This window comes from Marinobacter alkalisoli (assembly GCF_045449855.1).
Taxonomy (GTDB): domain Bacteria; phylum Pseudomonadota; class Gammaproteobacteria; order Pseudomonadales; family Oleiphilaceae; genus Marinobacter.
The window spans coordinates 14,206-33,043 of the sequence record NZ_JBJJLC010000020.1 but is presented as its reverse complement, the minus strand read 5'-3'; the positions used below and the strand labels follow the sequence as shown (position 1 = coordinate 33,043).

Genomic DNA, 18,838 nt, shown 5'->3' with positions numbered 1-18,838 from the left:
CCCTCACCAGTTATCGTTCCGCAGTAACGTCGCAGAACCGATACGTTCTCCTATAACCATAGGCAATGGAGACAAAAATGAAAACACAAAGCAGCGGATATTGAGCGTGTTCCGCCCCTTCCGACTGCAACGTCAGCGTTGCGCCCTCATCACCGACAGACTTGTTTCCACAAAGCGCTCCAGCAGAGGCTCCGGCAGGTCATGTCCCATGCCGTCAATGAGTTCCAGACGGGCATGGGGAATCAGGTATTTCAGCTGTTCCGCCGCCACCGGGCGTACCAGCGGATCCGCCTTGCCATGAATGATGGCTGTTGGCACCCGTATCCGGCGGCTCAGGGAGGACAGGCTACCGGTGGCCAGGATGGCCCGTGTCTGCCGCAGGATACCGGCAGGATGGTAACTGCGCCGGTAATCCCGGATCAGTCGCTCACGCACCTCTTCCTCCGCCGGAGGGAACGCCGGGCTCTGGATCAGCTTCCAGAAAGCCAGCGAACGCGCCACTACCGAGGCCTCGTCGTGCCCGCTGGCGCCAACACCGGCCAGCCGCCAGATCAGTTTCGCTTTTGGCATCGGCAGTCGCGGACTGTTGGTGGACGTCATGATCAGGGTGGCGCTGCGCACCCGCTCCGGCCACAAGGACGAAACCAACTGGCTGATCATGCCGCCCATGGATACCCCGACCAGGTGGGCACTCTGCAACCCCAGGGCGTCCAGCACCCCGATCGCATCAGCCGCCATGTCCCGCAGGGTATATGGCGCCGGGATCGGCAGTCCTGCCCGGGAACGGGCCATCATTGCCACCGGATGCCCCTCCAGCCGATCCTTCAGGTGCGAAGACAGGCCGATGTCACGGTTATCAAAGCGGATCACGTAGTATCCCTCGTCCGCATACTGATCTAGCAGGGCCTCGGGCCACAGCGTCATCTGGGCGCCCAGACCCATGATGAACAACACCGGTTCACCCTCCGGGTTGCCCCGGGTCTCGACACAGAGAGACAGCCCGTTGGCCTCGACAAAACGATGATCGATCGTCCGGGCGGTGTTCACGGCTTCCGGTTTCTCCTGCGCAACGGCGGTCTGGGACATCAATTTTCCTCATGAACAAACTGGGGTTACTCCCTAAACACTACCGCAAATGCGGTCAAATCCAATCACTTTGCTGACAGGTTCACACGATGAACCGGCAAATTCCCTGACCAGCCGGTTTACAGATAGAAATATCCGACTAAACTCAATCAGTTAACCCTTACAAGGGTAAAAACCATAACGACTGTCTTTGGCAAAAACGCAGGGAGATCCCCATGGAAGCCATTGGAAACTTTGTAAGTGCAGTAAACGGACTGGTCTGGGGCCCACCCATGCTGGTCATGATCCTCGGCGTGGGGCTTTTCCTCAGCCTTGGCTTGAAAATGATGCCCGTACTCAAACTGGGCGCGGGTTTCAGGCTGATGTGGAAAGGCCGTTCCGGCTCGGAAAGCGACGGTGAAATCCCACCGTTCCAGGCATTGATGACGGCGCTGTCCGCGACCGTAGGCACCGGTAACATCGCCGGTGTGGCTACCGCCGTTTTTCTCGGTGGACCGGGGGCCCTGTTCTGGATGTGGCTGACCGCCCTGGTGGGGATGGCCACCAAGTACTCCGAGGCGGTTCTCGCGGTTCGTTTCCGGGAAGTGGACGAGCGCGGCGCCCATGTTGGTGGCCCGATGTATTACATTCGCAATGGTCTGGGCAGCAAATGGGCCTGGCTGGGTGTACTGTTCGCCATCTTTGCCGCCATTGCCGGCTTTGGTATCGGCAATACAGTACAGGCCAACTCGGTCGCGGACGTGCTGAACGCCAACTTTGGCCTGCCTCACTGGTTGACCGGGGTGATCCTCATGGTTCTGGTGGGTCTGGTATTGATCGGTGGCATCAAGCGTATCGGTCAGGTAGCCAGTTCCCTGGTTCCACTGATGGCCATTTCCTATGTGTTTGTCGGCCTGATTGCCCTGGCCGTCAACGCCGATCAGATTCCTGCCGCGTTCGCCATGGTCTTCAAGCATGCGTTCAGCCCGGTCGCCGCCGAAGGTGGCTTTGCCGGAGCCGCCGTCTGGGCCGCCATCCGTTTTGGTGTTGCCCGCGGCATTTTCTCCAACGAAGCCGGGCTGGGTTCCGCACCGATTGCCCACGCCGCCGCCCAGACCAAAAGCCCGATTACCCAGGGCATGGTCGCCATGCTGGGCACCTTCATCGATACCATCATCGTCTGCAGCATCACCGGCCTGGTCATCATTACCTCCGGCGCCTGGAGCTCCGGCGAAACCGGGGCCGCCCTGACCTCGCTGGCGTTCGAAAACGGCCTGCCCGGTTTTGGTAACTACGTAGTGGCGATTTCCCTGGCCATCTTTGCCTTTACCACCATTCTCGGCTGGTCGTTCTACGGAGAGCGGTGTGTTGAGTTCCTGTTTGGCGTAAAAGCCATCGTGCCCTACCGGGTGTTGTGGATTCTTGCCATTCCGGTTGGCGCGACCATCAACCTGGGTTTCATCTGGCTGTTAGCGGACACGCTCAACGCCATGATGGCCCTGCCGAACCTGGTTGCTTTGCTATTCCTCAGCCCGGTGGTGTTCAAGCTGACCCGCGAGCACTTCGAGAAAGAGAAGGCTCTCGGCGTCAATAACTGATCCAGCGCCTCAGCGGTCATAAATAACCGCTATAATGTTCTGGTAAGCGATGGATGAGGCAAATCAAGCCCCTTGTTTTCACCTCATCCATCACCACTCATTATCGTATAGACTCAATATAAACACTCCGGCGATTGATCATGCCGGTGACACACTGAAGGTTGTCACAAGCTTCACCGAAGGAGGTTACGCTATGAGTTTACGTCTGGGAGATACCGCACCGGATTTTGAACAGGACTCCAGCGAAGGCAAGATCCGTTTTTACGACTGGCTTGGCGACAGCTGGGGAATTCTGTTTTCCCATCCCGCGGACTTCACACCGGTTTGCACCACCGAACTGGGGCTGACCGCCAAGCTCAAAGACCAGTTTGCCAAGCGCAACGTCAAGGTTATTGCCCTGAGCGTGGATCCGGTCGAATCACACCACGAGTGGATCAAGGACATCAATGAAACCCAGGGCTGTTCGGTAAACTTCCCGATCATCGCAGACCATGACCGGAAAGTGTCCGACCTGTATGACATGATCCACCCCAATGCCAATGAAACTCTGACCGTGCGTTCGTTGTTCGTCATCGATCCCGCCAAGAAGGTGAGACTGATCATCACCTACCCGGCGAGCACCGGTCGTAACTTCAATGAGATACTAAGGGTCGTTGACTCGCTGCAATTGACCGACAACCACAAGGTGGCAACCCCGGGCAACTGGGAGAGCGGAAGCGATGTGGTCATCGTGCCGTCGTTGCAGGACGAAGACGAAATCAAGGAGCGCTTCCCACAGGGCCACAGGGCGGTGAGGTCCTACCTTCGGATGACGCCGGATCCCACCTCCAACTGGAGCGGTGACTGATCACCCGCGCACCCACAATACCAAAGGCCGGGCATACACCCGGCCTTTTTTGTTACCAGTCCCTCGGCACCTTGCCTTCGCGGATACGCTGGGGGTGATCGCCAACGTCCACCCGGACAATCTCACTGGCGGTTTCAATATCGATGACCGACATCTGGTCCGTACCGCTCCAGGATATGTAGCACCGGTCTCCGGTTTCGTTGGTGGTCACCCAGTAGGGCTTCTCCCCCAGCCCGGTGAGGATTTCATGGCTGAAGGTCTCGCGATCCACGATGGCGATGTAATCACTCATGGTTCCGGCCACGCACAGGGTGTCACCGTCACCATTCATGGCGATGCCATGGTGGGCGGAATCGTTGATATAGAACTCCCTTGGCGTATCAGGAATCAGGTTCGGCAGTTCCGCCAGGCGGGTAATACGATCCTCCTCCATGTCGTACTCGATAAAGCCATGCAGGAATGACAACTGAAAGTAGAAGAAACGCTCGTCCGGGGTATGGGCCATGGGCCGGATCGCCGGGCTCAGGTCACTGTAGCCGGCCGCTTCCAGCTTGTCTTTCAGGTCAAACCGCTTGATGATCTCCAGGCTTTCCGCATCCACGACCTGAAACAATCGCTCACCCTTGGTGAATTCCATCAGGTCCTGGTCCAGAGGCGTGAACACATAGCCGATACTGGCGTGGTAGATCCGCTTGCCGTCCTCGGAATAGACATTCTCATGGGGTGAATTACCGGTCGGAAAGCGGCCCACTTCCTCGCCGGTCTCCACATCCAGCACATGCACCACATTGCCGGTGGACGCGGACACCGCGACCTGGGTACCGTCCGGCGACAGCGCCATATGATCAGAGCGGTAACCGTCCACCTCAAAGCGCCAGGCGATGTCGCCACTGGCGATATCAATACCTACCACATCGGCAAAGCTGGGGCGGGAAACCACCAGCAGGCGACCATCCGGGGTGCTGTACATGTCATCCACGTACTGGTCGTTGCCCTCACCAATAAACAGCCGAACTGCCTGGAAAAACACCAGACGCACCGGATTGAGGACGATTTCCGTCATCCGTTGGCGCTTGTCGGGAATGCCGTTGATGCGACCGACCTTGTGGTAGCTCTCTGCATCAATAACGTCGATGGTGCCTTCCCAATTATTACCCACGAAGATCACCGGGCGGGTTTTACCGGGATTGCTGTCCCTGGCGTCCTGGCCAATCCCGAACCAGCCGGCCTGGGCGGGCAACGCCATGGCAAAAAAAGAAATGAACAAAAGAGATACAAGTCGCCGGGACCATTCCCGGCCGGGTGCTGTCAGTGTCATCGTCATATTCCTTTCGATTGTTGTTATTACGTCCGCGAACACTTGTACACCGAATAAACAACACGGCTCTATGACATGGTTGACACCGGCAGCGTCATTTCGGCCAAGCCGAAAACAAAAAAGGCCGGATTCCAATGGAACCCGGCCTTTTCAGAAACCGAGGAAAGATCAGAAGGCGGGAACGACCGCACCCTCGTACTTCTCCATGATGAAATCCTTCACCGCCTCAGACTTCAGGGCATTCGCGAGCTTCTGCATGGGGTCGCTGTCCTTGTTGTCCGGACGGGCAACCAGAATGTTGACGTAGGGTGACTCGGAACCCTCAATGATCAACGCATCTTCAGACGGGTTCAGGCCAGCTTCCAGCGCGTAGTTGGTGTTGATCAGCGCCACGTCCACCTGTCCCAGAATACGCGGCAGTGTGGCAGCTTCCAGTTCCTTGAACTCCAGATCTTTCGGATTCTCGGCAATGTCGCGCGGCGTTGCGGTGATCTTGCTCTTATCTTCCAGCTTGATCAGCCCGGCTTTCTGCAGCAACAGCAGAGCGCGGCCACCGTTGGTGGGATCGTTGGGGATGGCCACCACGGCGCCTTCCTGCAGGTCTTCCAGAGAGTCGATCTTGCTGGAATAGGCACCGAACGGCTCCACGTGTACACCGGTCACGGTGACCAGGTCGGTACCACGGCCATCGTTGAATTCGTCCAGGTACGGCTGGTGCTGGAAGAAGTTGGCATCCATCCGCTTCTGATCCACCTGAATGTTCGGCTGGATGTAATCGGTGAATACCTTAACGTCCAGCTCGACACCCTGCTCAGCCAGCTGCGGCTTCACAAATTCCAGAATCTCCGCGTGAGGCACCGGGGTAGCCGCGACTGAGAGTTTTTCTGCTGAAGCAGCAGAAGCAAAGGTTGCAGCGGCGGCCAGGGCCACCAGGGCTTTCTTGAAGTTCATAAACACGTTCTCCCGTTTGATATTATTTACGGCTGAAATACAGAACCAGGCGATCCCCGGCCATCTGCAGCAGTTGCACAAAAATGACCAACAGCGCGACGGTAATCACCATCACATCGGTCTGGAATCGTTGATACCCGAAGCGGATCGCCAGGTCACCCAGACCGCCGCCGCCAATGACACCAGACATGGCCGCGTAGGACACGAGGGTAATCGCCGTCACGGTAATGCCAGCGATGATGCCCGGCAGAGCCTCAGGCAGTAAAGCCCCGAGAATGATCTGCCTCACATTAGCACCCATAGCCTGGGTTGCCTCGATAATTCCCCGGTCCACCTCGCGCAACGAGGTTTCCACCAGACGGGCGAAGAAGGGCGCACCGCCGGCGACCAGAGGAGGAATCGCCCCGGCAACACCCAGCGATGTCCCGATCAGCATCACCGTAAACGGAATCATCACAATCAGCAGGATAATGAACGGTACCGAGCGCAGTACGTTCACCACGAACGACAACACCGCATAAGCCACCGGCTGCTCCAGCAACTGGCGCTTGCCAAACAGGAACAATAGCACGCCAATCGGCAGGCCGATCAACACACTGAACAGCAGGGACATACCCACCATCACCAGGGTGTCCCAGCTGGCGATACCAATTTCCGCCCAGTCCACGTTACTCAGCAAAGCTTCCATCAGCGTACCACCTCCACGTGAACTTCTGCCGCTTCCAGCGCTTGCATCGCCACCTCCAGGTCACCGCCGACCAGAGACAGGGTCAACTGTCCGTAGGGCGTGTCCTTGATGTGATCAATGCGCCCGGACAGGATGCTGAAATCCACGCCGGATTCCCGCGCTACGCTGCCCAGCAACGGCTTGTAGGTGGATTCGCCACGGAACGTCAGGCGCAGGATGCGGCCGCTGGCCTTTTGCAGGTCCGCCTGCATTTCGTCGCGATCAATGTTTTCACTTTCAAATACGAAGTCCCGGGTGGTGGGATGTTGCGGATGGAGAAAAACATCGCTGACCGCCCCCATTTCGACCACTTCACCGGCGTCCATGACCGCCACCCGGTCACAGACCCGGCGCACCACATCCATTTCGTGGGTGATCAGTACGATGGTCAGCCCCAGCTCGCGGTTAATATCCGCCAGCAGGCGCAATACCGATTGGGTCGTTTGGGGATCCAGGGCGCTGGTGGCTTCATCGCACAACAGGATCGTCGGGCGGCAGGCCAGGGCGCGGGCAATACCGACCCGCTGTTTCTGGCCGCCGGACAGCTGCGAGGGGTACTTGTTGGCGTGATCCATCAGGCTGACCCGGGCCAGCAATTCCTCCACCCGTTCACGAATCTCAGTGCGGGAGTATATGCCCGCCAGCTTCATCGGGAACGCAATGTTGTCCGCCACGGTCTTGGACGACAGCAGGTTGAAATGCTGGAAGATCATGCCGACCTTGCGACGGAACGCGCGCAGCTCGGCGGCGTCGTAGTCGGTGATGTTTTCATCATCAACAAGAATGCGACCGCCGGTGGGCGGCTCCAGCAGGTTAATCAGGCGAACCAGGGTGGATTTCCCCGCGCCGGAGTGACCGACGATGCCAAACACCTCGCCGGTTTCAATGGTCATACTGGTGGGATGCAACGCAGGGATCGCCCGCCCGCCTACCTGGTATGACTTCTGGACCTGGTCAAATACAATCACGGATCAGCCTTGTCAGCGCCTTGTGGGTGCAGTGTTAAAACCGGCCATTATAGCCTAATCCCTGGCCAAACCCGAATTCGCGGCGCTTGGTACATCCCCGTACACGTTCTGTTACCGACACTCTCCGCCACCCTGCGCTAAACTCAGGTATTAAAAGAACCTTTTCAACCCCGAGGCGCGCACCAGAGTGAATAAATAACGTGACAACAAAAACCGTTAATCCGCCCTCAAGGATGAACTCCACCCAGGCATGGGTGACCTACCTCAGCAAAGTTGAACTGCCGGTATTGGCCAATACCCTGAAACGCATCAACGAGCTGACCGACAGCACAAACAGTACCGTCAACGAGCTGGCCAACGTGATACTCAATGACGCCCAACTCACCTCCCAGGTATTGCGGTTGTCCAACACCGTGTTCTACAACCAGACGCGAACCCAGGTCAGCACCGTCAGCCGTGCCATCACCCTGATTGGCTTCGATTCAGTGAAATCCATGGCCATCTCGTCGCTGATCGTCGACTCGCTGCTGCAACGCAATGACCGGCCACACCTGCTGAGATGTCTTGCCAGGGCTATCCATTCCGCCGTTCAGGCCCGCTGCCTGATGCCCAAACGCAATGAAAACGCCCTGGAGGAAGTGTTCATCGGGGCCTTGCTGATGAACATTGGCGAACTGGCGTTCTGGTCCTGCGAGACCGAACAGGCTACCGAACTGGAGCAGCGGCTGCGTCTGGACGAGCCACCGGTGGAGGCCCAGAAAGCTGTACTGCACAGCACCTTCACGGAGATCACCCGGGGCCTGGTGGACGCCTGGGCACTGGGGCCGTTCATCAAGGATGTGGTCTCTCCCGGCCAGGCCAATTCCAAGGCCGCCAGTCTGGTGCGACATTCGGTGGAAATGGCCCGGCTGTCGGAAAACGGCTGGCGCGGCACCGACATGGACAAGGTGCTGGAACAACTGGGCAAGGATACCGGCGAGACACCGGCCGCCATCCGCGATCAACTCAAGGTCAACGCTCAGGAAGCCGCCCGGGTTGCGGTGTCCCTCGGCATTCCCCAGGTCACCGCGCTAATGCCGGGCAATGAGGACAGCCCCGACCGCCAGTCCGCCCGGGCGCCGGATATGGATCCGGCGCTGCAATTACAGATCCTCCGGGATCTGACCCTGAGCCTGACCGAGAAGCCGGATATCAACGAGGTTTGCCAGTTGGTGATCGAGGGTATCCACCGGGCTATTGGCATGCAGCGGGTCGCCCTGCTGATGACCGACAAGACCGGCCACCAGCTGATACCCCGAAAAGTGGGCGGGCGAGGCACGGAAAACTGGCGCGAAGACTTTGTCATTGCCAAGGATGGCACCGGCCCCCTTGGCAACCTGCTTCCCCATGCCGCCTGTGACGTATTCAGCCCCGGCCCCGCGGACGAAGGCGTACCCTATGATCGCTGGCTGGGCAAGGTGCCGGCGTTGATCGGCCCGCTGACTGCCAAGGGGCGACTGGTCGGCCTGTTCTATGCCGACAATGCCGCCGGTGATTACGTGCCCTCCGATGAACAGCTGACGGCGTTCGGCCACTTTGTCCAGAACGCCCAACTGTGCATAACGCTGCTCGCGTCCAACTAAGAGGCCCGGTTACAGCTCGTAAAGCTTGGTGACGTGCAAGATCGGGCCGGTGGGCGCGCCGGTGGGCGAGCCACCCCGCGGTTCCAGACTGATGGCCAGAGTGCGGCTCTGGCTCAGGGTTTCACGGGATTCGTCCGTGAGTTTCACCTGATACACATCACCGACCGGTATCACGCCCAGGGACAGCGGATTGCCGTTGTCCGGCACGATCCATAACTCATAGTCCTTACCGGCCTCGGCCGAGGTGGCCGCCACGGACCTCAATCGCAGGCGACTGTCACGACGGGATTCACTGACCAGCCACAGCGGATCACTGACGTCTGCCTGAACAATCGCGCCAGAAAGCCGGGAATCCGGCTCAAGCGTTGGCTGCTGAACAAGCATGACCGCCAACACCAGCGCGGCAGCCGTTGCAACCAGACTCCAGGCTGGCCACAGCCCCCTCGACCTCGCTTTCGCCGATGCCAGCTCTGGCGGCCAAAGCCGCCGTTCAATCCCGCGCCAGGCGGACTTCGGCGGTTCCCGCTCCGGTACCTGGTCGCTCAATTGACCCAGCTTTTCTTCCCAGTACCAGACTTCCTGGCGGACCCGGCCCGACTCCATCATCCAGCGTTCAAAGCGGCCTCTTGCTTTGCCTCTCAGGGAGCCAAGCACATATTCGGCGGCCAGGCTTTCAATTCTTTCCGGCGTTTTTTTCATCGTTCCAGACACCTCTTTAACGCCATCAGCCCACGACGAATCCAGCTTTTGACGGTCCCGATCGGGGAGCTCAGCGCCTGAGCCAGCTCGTCATGGGTGAACCCCCGGTAGTATGACAACAGGATACTGTCTCGCTGAACATCACTGAGTTCATCAAGACAGCCAGTCAACTGCTCAGCTCCGGCACGTCGCAAGGAATGATCCAGAGGTCCGCTACGGGGATCCTCCACATGCTGAAGGTGTTCATCTCCGGCGGTACTGCGCACTGCCCTGGCCCGCATCAGATCCAGGGTTCGATAACGGGCAATGGTCAACATCCAGCTCAATGGCGCCCCCCGATCACTGTGATATTCCCCGGCGTGATGCCAGATCTGCACAAACGCATCCTGCAAGGCTTCCTCGGCCAGCTCCTGCTGACCCGCCAGCTTGAAGCACAGACCGAACATTCGTGCCGCGATTTTCTGGTACAGCCTCTGAAACGCCTGCCGATCGCTACGGGCTACAGCCACAAGTAGCGTCATCAGCTCTTCTTGTTCTACCTCTGGGTTTGTCATTGTGTTCTCCGCACCTTGTCCTTCCACTGACCTATTACCTACTACGTTCCCCGTTCCGATCAGGATGCACCGTCGCCTGATTACACCCCCTCAAATTTTTGCCTGCGACCTGCATCTTTTTTTGATGCCATCCCGTTTCCCCTAAGCAACACCAACAATAGATGAGGAAAACGGAATGAACACAGTAATCAAACGCTCCGGCCTCGCCCTCGCGATTGCCGGGATCTGTCTGACCGCAGGTACTGCTTCTGCCTCCAGCCACCGCGAGGCGCCGTTCATCACCGAAGTTCCCAAGGTGGATGGCACCGACTTCTACATGTTCCGAAGCTACGAAAGCGGCCGGGAAAGCTTTGTCACCCTGATCGCCAACTATCTGCCGCTGCAGGACGCGTACGGCGGTCCCAACTACTTTGACCTGGACGAGGACGCCATCTACGAGATTCATATCGATAACTCTGGCAACGCCCAGGAGGACATCACCTTCCGCTTCCAGATGCAGGACGTCCTCAACGACATCCAGCTGGACGTCGGGGGAGAAATGGTCTCCGTGCCACTGAAAAACATTGGCAACGCCACCAATAATGACAATGTCCAGTTCCGACAGGAGTACACCGTCACCGTCATTCGCGGGGACCGCCGCTCTGGCACACGTCAGGTGGCCACCAACGCCACCACCGGTACGGAAAATTTCGCCAAGCCACTGGACAACATTGGCGGAAAATCCTTCGGCGACTACGAAGCCTATGCCAACCAGCATATCTTTGATATTGCCATTCCAGGATGCGGTACCGATGGCCGGGTATTCGTGGGTCAGCGCAAGGAAGCCTTTGCGGTGAACCTGGGTGAGATTTTCGACCTGGTGAACACCAATCCGCTTGGACCACGAAATGGCGAAGGCGCGGGAGATCTGGCGGACAAGAACGCCACGTCGTTCGCTCTGGAAGTGCCCACCGCCTGCCTGACCGGCAGTGCCCAGACAGCCTCGGGTGACCCGGTCATTGGCGGCTGGACCACCGCCAGCGTGCGTCAGGCCCGTGTCCTGAACCCGGCACCGGCCGCCAATGGTAGAGGGGCAACCGTGGAAGGCGGTGCCTACACCCAGGTTTCGCGACTGGGCATGCCGCTGGTCAACGAAGTCGTTATCGGACTGAAAGACAAGGATGGCTTTAACGCCAGCGAACCCAAAGATGATGGTCAGTTCCTGACCTATGTGACGAATCCTACGCTTCCGGAGTTGGTGGAAATCCTCTTTGGTGTCACTGCCCCCAACAACTTCCCACGGAACGACCTGATCACCGCGTTCCTGACCGGTGTACCCGACCTGAACGGTCCAGATGGCGTCACTGCTTCAGAAATGTTGCGGCTTAACCCGAGCATTGCCACCACGGCGGCAGGAGCGCAGAACGACCTCGGCGTTCTTGGCGGTGATAACGCAGGCTTTCCCAATGGGCGCCGCCCGGTTGACGACACTGTCGACATCTCGCTTCGCGTCGCCATGGGCGTACTGGCAGACCCCGCTGATGCTCCCGATGGCGATAAAGAGTACACCGACGGTGTGCAGCTTGACCCGACGGAGCTGAGAACCACCTTCCCATACCTCGCGACGCCGATCGCCGGTTCACCTAACGGTCTGTAAGGGGGAAAGCCATGACACTCCGAACAGGTATTACCCTGGTTGCCGCCCTGGTACTGGCAGGCTGCTCTGACAGCTCCAGCAACCGCGGCCCGGGCCTGTCGGTTGATTTCACCACCTTTGTGAAGAATGAAATCAAGCGGACAGACGACGAACGCAACGCGGTTAACATCAACAAACTGGAGTTCAGCTTCAATGACAAGGACAACGAACAGGCCTATGACGACCTGTTTTGAATCCTGCGGTCTCCGCCGTCAGTCCGACTCCGATCCTGGGCTGACGGCCCTCCACCCTGCGCTGCGGCGCAGGGCTTTTTCCATCGTCGCGCTGGTTACAGCACTGGCCATGGAAACAGCACTGGCTGCCCCCGCAGCGATTGAAACAGAGTATGACGACCAGGACATACTGATCACACTGCCCTCTGAGGCCCTGACACCCGATACTCCACCAGACTCGGCCCCGGCGCTTGCCGACCAGGTTCAGGCTTTCTTGCTGCAGGCACGTTCCCAGGGGGACCCACGCTACCTGGGCTATGCCCAGGCATGGTTTGAGCGCTGGCCCGAAAGCCGGATGACAGACCGGCTGAAGATTCTCCGTGCCACCCTCAACCAGAGTCTTCACCGTTTCGAACCCGCCCGCGCGGAACTGAACGGGATCCTCAATCAGCCTAACAGTGACCGACAGCAAGTCACCCAGGCGCGACTGACCCTTGCCAATCTGGAACTGGTGCAGGGCCATTATGAATCGGCACAGGCCCTGTGCCGGCAACTGGCGAACGATTTTCCCGGCCTGATAGCGGCAAGCTGTCTGGCTCAGGTGGAAGCACGAACCGGCCATGCCGAAACCGCCTACCAATCCCTGCACGCGCAGACCCGCCGAGCACCCGCCAGTGATACCACCAGCCAGATCTGGGCTCTGGGCACCCTGGCCGACATTGCCGCGCAACTCGGCAGGCCCGAAGCAGAACAGCACTGGCGCCAGGTGCTCACACTTGCCCCGGATGACCTCTACACTCGGGCGCAGCTGGCGGACTGGCTGCTGGAGCGGGGCGAAAACGAAGCAGTGATCAGGCTGACCGAGTCTTACGAACAGGTCGACTCCCTCGCCATCATCCGCGCCATAGCCATGAAGCGCCAACAACATACGGACGCCGGCCGACTCTCCGCCATGCTGGAAGAACGCTTTAACGAGGCCCGCTGGCGCGGCACCCTGCTGCACCAGCGGGATCTCGCACGTTACGCGCTGGACATTGAAGGCGATGCCGAAACGGCCCTGACCCACGCCCTGGCCAACTGGCAGGACCAGCGTGAACCCCTGGACACCCGCCTGCTGCTTCGCGCGGCAAAATCAGCCGGTAATGACTCGGTTTCGACCGACGTCAGGTCCTGGCTGAAGCAACATGACCAGCGCGATGCCCGTTATCCGGAGGTGCGATCATGATGATTTCTGCGCTTCTTCGACTCACGCCAGTCTTTGCCGGGCTACTGATAATCGCGCTGCCGGCATGGGCTCACAAGACCAGTGACAGCTTCATCTATGTGGACCAGACCCAGTCGCAGGTTCGCATCGACCTGGCCCTGAGGGATCTCGCACTGGTTCTGCCCCTGGACAGCAATGGCGATGGCAAACTCAGCGGCGCCGAAATCCGCACAGGGCGAGACGCCATCACCCGACTGGTGGACCAGGGCCTGACACTCAGCAACACCAGTGGAACCTGCCGGCTGTCGGGCATGCGGTGGGGGCTGTCCCGCCACAGCGATGGCCCATACGCCGCCGGGCGTTACCAGATTGCGTGTCCGGATAACCAGGCACCGAAGTCCCTCAAATACGCCCTGCTGTTTGAACAGGACCCGTTGCATCGCGCCCTCGTCAGCGTGACTGACCGCCAGGGCGAACGCCTGGGTGTATTGGCGCCCGATGACCAGACAATGTCCCTGGGCACCGGCACCAGTGCGTTCGGCAACAGCCTGAAACTGTTTGGCACCTTCCTCTACGAAGGCGTCATCCACCTGCTGATCGGTCTCGACCATATCCTGTTTCTACTGGTACTGATGCTGCCGGCCACCCTGCCGCTGAAAACCCGCCGGTCCCACAGGCACGCCAGTCAGGGTCACGATCTGAGAACCCGTTTGCTGGAACTGGTAGGCATTGTCACCGCCTTTACCGTGGCCCACTCGATTACCCTGGCGTTGGCGGCGCTGGATATCGTGACACTGCCCATCGCCTGGGTGGAAACCGTCATTGCCCTGTCCATCGCCGTTGCTGCGCTGAACGTGTTCTGGCCGATCCTCGGCAGCAAGACCTGGAAGCTGGCATTCGGGTTCGGGCTGATTCACGGCTTCGGCTTCGCCAGCGTGCTGGGAGACCTGACGTCCGGCGTATCGCAGACAGTGGTCGCTCTGGCTGGCTTCAACCTGGGTGTGGAACTGGGGCAGCTGGGATTGCTGGTGGTTCTGTTCCCGATGCTATACCTGTGCGGCCGGTTCCAGATCTACGAGCGTGCCGCCGTACCCGCCATGTTGCTGACAGTTGGCGCCGTGAGTCTGTACTGGGTGGCGGAGCGGGCAACCGCCATCTGATGGCCATTACAAAAACGCCCGGCGGCATCACTGTCGTCGGGCGTTCTCCATAGCGTTTTGCTGTTAAGGAAGGATCAGTGCAGGGCGCGCATCTGCCGCGGGTAGAGCGCTGCGCTCACTTCCGGCTCTTCCAGCAGGTCTGCCAGCTCGCGGTCCACCTCAGTCTCTTCACCCTCATCCGGCAACGGCTCGAACAGCGTGCTCAACCAGGCTGTCACGGACGGCGCTTCATCCCGCTTGTAGTCCGTAGACAGGGCCTTGATGCGGCGAAACCCGATGATGCGTTGATGTTTGGGATCACGAATTTGCTCAAACCCCCGCCAGTAGACGTGGTCACGGGTATGCAGCTGCACGAACAGCGTATCGATGGGGTCTGACGGTTCGGCCTCCTCACTGGTATCTTCCGTCATTGCCTCGGCTGCGTCTGCAGTCTCGTTCTCAGGTTTTTTGTGGCGAATGGTGGTCCAGGCGGGATAGAGCACCGCCACGGCATCCGCTTCCACATGCTCGCGGGCAGCGCGGAGGATTAACCCCCAGCGGGCCTTGTCGGCATCGGTTTCAAGGGAATTGATGGGCAAGTCGTAGCTTTGTTCGCTGGACAGAACGATGGCCATCATCGGGGCGTCTAACTCCCCCATGGCCTCGGCCTGTGCTACAGATACCAGTTCGTCGATTGCCATCGGTTGGTTCATAATACGCTCGCCTCCTCGATGCCATCAGGGTCTGTCAGGAAGACTGAGGCCTTCCTGACTTACAGCATAGCCTGTTCCGGCTATAAAGATAAACGTGGAGTTGGCTATGTCGGATCACAAAGCGGAATTTCAACCCTGCCCGCCAACGCCAGGTTTCAGTTGATCCCCTCTTCCAGACGCTCGTATTGGGGGAACCAGGGATTAGCCTCCTCCAGCTGGGCGGCCAGTTGCAGCAGCATATCCTCACTGCCATGGGCGCCTCCGAACTGAACGCCGACCGGCAGGCCAGCCGACGTCCAGTGCAGGGGCACGGACATCGCCGGGGTTCCGGTCAGGTTAGCCAGCTGGGTGAAGGGCGTGCGGGCGAGGCTTTCCAGGGCCATCTGGTCGACCTGGCCACTCTTGTGCACCAGCTTGCCGGCCTTCAGTGCCAGCATCAGTTTCGCCGCCAGCTGCAAATGAGAAGGCGTATCCAGTTCACTGATTCTGGCCGGTAGCTGGCCGGTGGTCGGGCACAGGTACAGATCAAAACGGCCAAAATACGCCCCCAGCGCGCGGGAAAAATCGTTCCATTGCTGGCGGCGGCTGACGTATTCCGGCAACGGCAACGTACGCCCCAGCATACCGATCAACCGGGTATCCAGCTCGAAATCATTTTCGCTGGCGCCCAGTTCCGTTTTCGCCTTGTCCATCAGCACCGACACTTCGCCGAAATACAGGCCCAGGTAACAACGCGCCAGTGCCATACCATCGAACTCGGGGCGGGCATACTCCACCTGGTGGCCCAGATTTTCCAGCAAACGCGCGGTTTCCTCGACCGCGGCCACACATTCAGGCGCCACCTCGGTCTGGTAGGGTGACGAGGTGAACACGCCAATGCGGAGCTTTTCCGGCGTCCGGCGCATCAGCTCCGCGTAGGGTTCGGGAGGCGACGGAATCACGAACGGATCACCCGCCGCCGGGCCGGCCAGTACATCCAGCATCGCCGCACTGTCGCGCACGGTACGGGTCACCACGTGGTCCGTGGAAGCCCCGGTCCAGGCTTCCCCTGCAAAGGGTCCGGAAGAAATGCGGCCCCGGGAGGGCTTGAGCCCGAACAACCCGTTGTAGGCCGCCGGGATGCGAATGGAACCGCCACCGTCATTGGCACCGGCCATGGGCACAATGCCGGCCGCAGCCGCCGCTCCGGAGCCACCACTGGAGCCACCTGGCGTCAGCCGGGTGTCCCAGGGATTACGGGAAGGCCCCCAAAGCCTGGATTCGGTCACCCCTTTCAGGCCAAACTCCGGGGTAGCGGTACGTCCCAGGAACACCAACCCCACGTCCCGGGCGCGGCGAACGAACTCCGAATCCCTGGGAGCAATGTTATTCTTCAACCCACGACTGCCGTAGGTACACGGCTGCCCCTCCTGTTCCTGGGCCAGATCCTTCAGCAACAGGGGAACGCCCGCGAAAGTGCCTGTCCCGTCATGGGACTGATCCAGGGCGTCGGAAAACTGGGGATGGCAGATGGCATTCAGTCTGCCATTGACCTGTGTCGCGCGCTCTATTGCCGCCTCGCAGACTTCCCGGGAAGACACTTCCCCGTGTCGGATCAGGTCGGCAAGGGCCACGGCATCGTATCGGAGGTATTCGGATTGCTTCATTGTCACGTCCATTTGTTATTCTGATAGCTTGGGAATCACGGGTATAACGTTTATGAAGACAAGACTCAATAGTCTCTATCGGGTTGTCCCGGTTATCCTGCTGCTGTTTCTGGCGACCATGGCCAAAGGCGCGGAACCGGTTGACGACTGGAAGGACGTTGTGCGCAGCTCGCCCTACTGGGTCAGTCAGGGAGTGTACGAAAACATCGTCACCATCCGGCGCTGGGTGTTGAAGGAATCCGGCTACTGCTCCGAGAGCGAGCGTCATATCCTTTACGATATGCGGGGCCAGTTCCTTGGTTACATTAACGATGGGGACGACCGCGAGGACACCCAGAAACGAATCAATGACACCCGTGCGCGACTGGCGGCCAGTGGCCGCGCCGACACCTGGGCACAAGGCAGCAAGGGCACTACGGGCTATCCTTTTGCCCTGGCCTGTGACCAGCCACACGTTGATCTGGATGAAGCCAGGGCCCGTTATCTCGGCACCATACCCGCCAATCTGGTCTGGGGTGCCTGGGACGACCTGAGCTTTGCCTCAGCTGACAACCCGCAATCTCTCCATAGTGCCCTGCTGTATGTTTACAACAAGCGCAGCCAACAACAACGGCTCGACCTGCCACCTGAGCTGATTCGCTACCTAGGCGGGCAGGTACTCATCGAAAGCGGCGGCCGACAGCGGGCCCACTCCAGGGCCAACGCCCGGGGCATCCTGCAACTGTCACCCGCAGCCCTGGCGGATTGCCGGATCCAGTCCACCCACTACTGGCACCGACTGGCGCAGATTGATTGCGCCCTGCGTCTGATGGACCAGAACGCGCAGAACCTGAAACCCGCATTCGAGGAACGTTTTGGCCACCTGCCCCCAGTCAAACAGAACCGGCTCTTCACGCTGCTGCTGGTGCAGGCCTACCATGGTGGCGCCGCACGGGTGAAAACGTTGCTGGAAGACGAGAACCTGTCGAAACCTGCCGTCTATTTTGCCAGTCACCACGAGACCTACACGGCGGGAGACATCGCCTTTGGTATGATTTTCCACAATCTGGGAAGAGACCGGTTTGGTCTGGCCTCGCTTTACTATATCGCTGATGTGCAACTGGCCACCGAGGCTCTGTGCAACAGCCCGAGACTCAAGGACACCGACTTTTGCGACTGACTGCCAGGCACAACACGTGGAACTGACCCTGATTCCGGAGAACCTGCCGCCTTACATCGCGGTGTTCCTGTTATTGGCCTCTGCCATCACATCCATGATCACTGCCAGTCTGGGGGCCGGCGGTGGCGTGTTGTTACTGGTACTGATGGCCATGTGGGTACCTCCGGCAGCGATCATCCCGGTCCATGGCATGATCCAGCTCGGCTCCAACGGCGGGCGGGCGGTTCTCGCCCGTCGCCACACCGACTGGAAAACCATCGCCGCATTCGCACCCGGCGTACTTGTCGGGGCGGGTCTTGGCGCCTGGCTGCTGGTGGACCTGCCCGCGCACCTCTGGCAACTGACCATCGCACTGTTCGTGCTGTACCTGTGCTGGGGCCCGGATCTACCCAAGGGCGCCTTCGGGTCTTTCGGTGTGTTCCTGGCCTCCGCGGTGACCAGCTTTGTCAGCCTGTTCGTGGGGGCCACCGGACCTCTGGTCGCGGCATTCATCAAGCAAATGCATACCGACCGGTTCACCACCGTTGCCACCTTTGCCACGGCGATGTGCCTGCAACATGCCCCCAAAGCCCTGGTATTTGGCGTCGCCGGTTTCATCTTCAGGGAATGGCTGGTGTTTATTCTGGGCATGATCGCTTTCGGCTTCGCCGGCACCTGGATAGGTCTGCACATGCTCAGAACCATGAGCAACCGGCTGTTCAGCCTGGCTTTCAATATCCTGCTGACGGTACTGGCCCTCAGACTGCTGTGGCAGGCTGCCAGTGCCATGATGGTTTAGAT

18 protein-coding genes are annotated in these 18,838 nt (G+C 59.4%); 9 read left to right on the top strand and 9 right to left on the bottom strand.

Annotation, left to right across the window (positions count from 1 at the left end; translation table 11 throughout):
* Positions 1-132: 132 nt before the first annotated feature.
* Positions 133-1,086: an alpha/beta fold hydrolase gene (locus ACJO5Y_RS09550; RefSeq protein WP_406986645.1), complete on the bottom strand. Its 954-nt coding sequence runs from the start codon at positions 1,084-1,086 to the stop codon at positions 133-135.
* Positions 1,087-1,301: 215 nt separating this feature from the next.
* Here ACJO5Y_RS09550 and ACJO5Y_RS09545 point away from each other — a divergent pair, with 215 nt between their 5' ends.
* Positions 1,302-2,663: an alanine/glycine:cation symporter family protein gene (locus ACJO5Y_RS09545; protein WP_406986643.1), complete on the top strand. Its 1,362-nt coding sequence runs from the start codon at positions 1,302-1,304 to the stop codon at positions 2,661-2,663.
* A gap of 193 nt (positions 2,664-2,856) precedes the next feature.
* Positions 2,857-3,510, top strand: coding sequence for a peroxiredoxin (locus ACJO5Y_RS09540; RefSeq protein WP_406986641.1), 654 nt, complete (start codon positions 2,857-2,859; stop codon positions 3,508-3,510).
* A 52-nt stretch (positions 3,511-3,562) separates the two neighbouring features.
* Here ACJO5Y_RS09540 and ACJO5Y_RS09535 read toward each other — a convergent pair whose 3' ends face one another.
* The 4 genes from ACJO5Y_RS09535 to ACJO5Y_RS09520 form a co-directional block, all read right to left on the bottom strand.
* Positions 3,563-4,828 carry a YncE family protein gene (locus tag ACJO5Y_RS09535; RefSeq protein ID WP_406986639.1) on the bottom strand — a complete coding sequence of 422 codons (1,266 nt, stop codon included), beginning with the start codon at positions 4,826-4,828 and terminating at the stop codon, positions 3,563-3,565.
* 168 nt (positions 4,829-4,996) lie between these two features.
* On the bottom strand, positions 4,997-5,779 hold the full coding sequence (locus ACJO5Y_RS09530; RefSeq protein ID WP_406986637.1) for a MetQ/NlpA family ABC transporter substrate-binding protein: 783 nt from the start codon (positions 5,777-5,779) through the stop codon (positions 4,997-4,999).
* Between the two features lie 22 nt (positions 5,780-5,801).
* Positions 5,802-6,467 (bottom strand): methionine ABC transporter permease, encoded by a 666-nt coding sequence (locus ACJO5Y_RS09525; protein WP_406986635.1) that lies wholly within the window; start codon positions 6,465-6,467, stop codon positions 5,802-5,804.
* Positions 6,467-7,474, bottom strand: coding sequence for a methionine ABC transporter ATP-binding protein (locus ACJO5Y_RS09520; RefSeq protein WP_406986633.1), 1,008 nt, complete (start codon positions 7,472-7,474; stop codon positions 6,467-6,469). Before ACJO5Y_RS09520 ends, ACJO5Y_RS09525 begins: the two co-directional genes overlap by 1 nt.
* Before the next feature lie 200 nt (positions 7,475-7,674).
* Between ACJO5Y_RS09520 and ACJO5Y_RS09515 the strand changes: the two genes are divergently transcribed.
* Positions 7,675-9,096 carry an HDOD domain-containing protein gene (locus ACJO5Y_RS09515; protein WP_406986631.1) on the top strand — a complete coding sequence of 474 codons (1,422 nt, stop codon included), beginning with the start codon at positions 7,675-7,677 and terminating at the stop codon, positions 9,094-9,096.
* Positions 9,097-9,105: 9 nt separating this feature from the next.
* Here ACJO5Y_RS09515 and ACJO5Y_RS09510 read toward each other — a convergent pair whose 3' ends face one another.
* Both ACJO5Y_RS09510 and ACJO5Y_RS09505 read right to left on the bottom strand, forming a co-directional pair.
* Positions 9,106-9,795, bottom strand: coding sequence for an anti-sigma factor (locus tag ACJO5Y_RS09510; RefSeq protein WP_406986629.1), 690 nt, complete (start codon positions 9,793-9,795; stop codon positions 9,106-9,108).
* Entirely contained in the window at positions 9,792-10,349 is a 558-nt protein-coding gene (locus ACJO5Y_RS09505; protein ID WP_406986627.1) for a sigma-70 family RNA polymerase sigma factor, read from the bottom strand. The genes ACJO5Y_RS09510 and ACJO5Y_RS09505 overlap by 4 nt, the downstream gene beginning before the upstream one ends.
* A gap of 175 nt (positions 10,350-10,524) precedes the next feature.
* On the opposite strand from ACJO5Y_RS09505, the gene ACJO5Y_RS09500 reads away from it, so the two are divergent.
* The 4 genes from ACJO5Y_RS09500 to ACJO5Y_RS09485 are packed head-to-tail and all read left to right on the top strand — an operon-like array spanning position 10,525 to position 14,561.
* The gene (locus ACJO5Y_RS09500; RefSeq protein WP_406986625.1) at positions 10,525-11,985 is read left to right on the top strand and encodes a DUF4331 domain-containing protein; all 1,461 of its coding nucleotides are present in this window, start codon (positions 10,525-10,527) and stop codon (positions 11,983-11,985) included.
* Between the two features lie 11 nt (positions 11,986-11,996).
* Positions 11,997-12,218 (top strand): hypothetical protein, encoded by a 222-nt coding sequence (locus ACJO5Y_RS09495; RefSeq protein WP_406986623.1) that lies wholly within the window; start codon positions 11,997-11,999, stop codon positions 12,216-12,218.
* A complete protein-coding gene (locus ACJO5Y_RS09490) occupies positions 12,202-13,422 on the top strand; it encodes a tetratricopeptide repeat protein (RefSeq protein ID WP_406986620.1) in 1,221 nt (406 codons plus the stop codon). Before ACJO5Y_RS09495 ends, ACJO5Y_RS09490 begins: the two co-directional genes overlap by 17 nt.
* Positions 13,419-14,561, top strand: a complete 1,143-nt coding sequence (locus tag ACJO5Y_RS09485; RefSeq protein ID WP_406986617.1) for a HupE/UreJ family protein — start codon at positions 13,419-13,421, stop codon at positions 14,559-14,561. The genes ACJO5Y_RS09490 and ACJO5Y_RS09485 overlap by 4 nt, the downstream gene beginning before the upstream one ends.
* A gap of 74 nt (positions 14,562-14,635) precedes the next feature.
* On the opposite strand, the gene ACJO5Y_RS09480 is transcribed toward ACJO5Y_RS09485, so the two are convergent.
* Positions 14,636-15,253, bottom strand: coding sequence for a hypothetical protein (locus ACJO5Y_RS09480; protein ID WP_406986615.1), 618 nt, complete (start codon positions 15,251-15,253; stop codon positions 14,636-14,638).
* 155 nt (positions 15,254-15,408) lie between these two features.
* On the bottom strand, positions 15,409-16,899 hold the full coding sequence (locus ACJO5Y_RS09475) for an amidase (RefSeq protein WP_406986612.1): 1,491 nt from the start codon (positions 16,897-16,899) through the stop codon (positions 15,409-15,411).
* 52 nt (positions 16,900-16,951) lie between these two features.
* On the opposite strand from ACJO5Y_RS09475, the gene ACJO5Y_RS09470 reads away from it, so the two are divergent.
* Together ACJO5Y_RS09470 and ACJO5Y_RS09465 are read left to right on the top strand one after the other, a co-directional pair.
* The gene (locus tag ACJO5Y_RS09470; RefSeq protein ID WP_406986610.1) at positions 16,952-18,058 is read left to right on the top strand and encodes a hypothetical protein; all 1,107 of its coding nucleotides are present in this window, start codon (positions 16,952-16,954) and stop codon (positions 18,056-18,058) included.
* Positions 18,059-18,074: 16 nt separating this feature from the next.
* Positions 18,075-18,836: a sulfite exporter TauE/SafE family protein gene (locus tag ACJO5Y_RS09465; protein ID WP_406986608.1), complete on the top strand. Its 762-nt coding sequence runs from the start codon at positions 18,075-18,077 to the stop codon at positions 18,834-18,836.
* Positions 18,837-18,838 lie beyond the last annotated feature (2 nt).

What these genes read in the sequence shown, in the direction of transcription:
- ACJO5Y_RS09545 (WP_406986643.1), top strand. Translation starts at nt 1,302, where the DNA reads ATGGAAGCCATTGGAAACTTTGTAAGTGCAGTAAACGGACTGGTCTGG.
- ACJO5Y_RS09490 (WP_406986620.1), top strand. Translation starts at nt 12,202, where the DNA reads ATGACGACCTGTTTTGAATCCTGCGGTCTCCGCCGTCAGTCCGACTCC.
- ACJO5Y_RS09540 (WP_406986641.1), top strand. Translation starts at nt 2,857, where the DNA reads ATGAGTTTACGTCTGGGAGATACCGCACCGGATTTTGAACAGGACTCC.
- ACJO5Y_RS09475 (WP_406986612.1), bottom strand. Translation starts at nt 16,899, where the DNA reads ATGAAGCAATCCGAATACCTCCGATACGATGCCGTGGCCCTTGCCGAC.
- ACJO5Y_RS09505 (WP_406986627.1), bottom strand. Translation starts at nt 10,349, where the DNA reads ATGACAAACCCAGAGGTAGAACAAGAAGAGCTGATGACGCTACTTGTG.
- ACJO5Y_RS09530 (WP_406986637.1), bottom strand. Translation starts at nt 5,779, where the DNA reads ATGAACTTCAAGAAAGCCCTGGTGGCCCTGGCCGCCGCTGCAACCTTT.
- ACJO5Y_RS09480 (WP_406986615.1), bottom strand. Translation starts at nt 15,253, where the DNA reads ATGAACCAACCGATGGCAATCGACGAACTGGTATCTGTAGCACAGGCC.
- ACJO5Y_RS09495 (WP_406986623.1), top strand. Translation starts at nt 11,997, where the DNA reads ATGACACTCCGAACAGGTATTACCCTGGTTGCCGCCCTGGTACTGGCA.
- ACJO5Y_RS09525 (WP_406986635.1), bottom strand. Translation starts at nt 6,467, where the DNA reads ATGGAAGCTTTGCTGAGTAACGTGGACTGGGCGGAAATTGGTATCGCC.
- ACJO5Y_RS09500 (WP_406986625.1), top strand. Translation starts at nt 10,525, where the DNA reads ATGAACACAGTAATCAAACGCTCCGGCCTCGCCCTCGCGATTGCCGGG.
- ACJO5Y_RS09470 (WP_406986610.1), top strand. Translation starts at nt 16,952, where the DNA reads ATGAAGACAAGACTCAATAGTCTCTATCGGGTTGTCCCGGTTATCCTG.
- ACJO5Y_RS09550 (WP_406986645.1), bottom strand. Translation starts at nt 1,086, where the DNA reads ATGTCCCAGACCGCCGTTGCGCAGGAGAAACCGGAAGCCGTGAACACC.
- ACJO5Y_RS09535 (WP_406986639.1), bottom strand. Translation starts at nt 4,828, where the DNA reads ATGACACTGACAGCACCCGGCCGGGAATGGTCCCGGCGACTTGTATCT.
- ACJO5Y_RS09510 (WP_406986629.1), bottom strand. Translation starts at nt 9,795, where the DNA reads ATGAAAAAAACGCCGGAAAGAATTGAAAGCCTGGCCGCCGAATATGTG.
- ACJO5Y_RS09485 (WP_406986617.1), top strand. Translation starts at nt 13,419, where the DNA reads ATGATGATTTCTGCGCTTCTTCGACTCACGCCAGTCTTTGCCGGGCTA.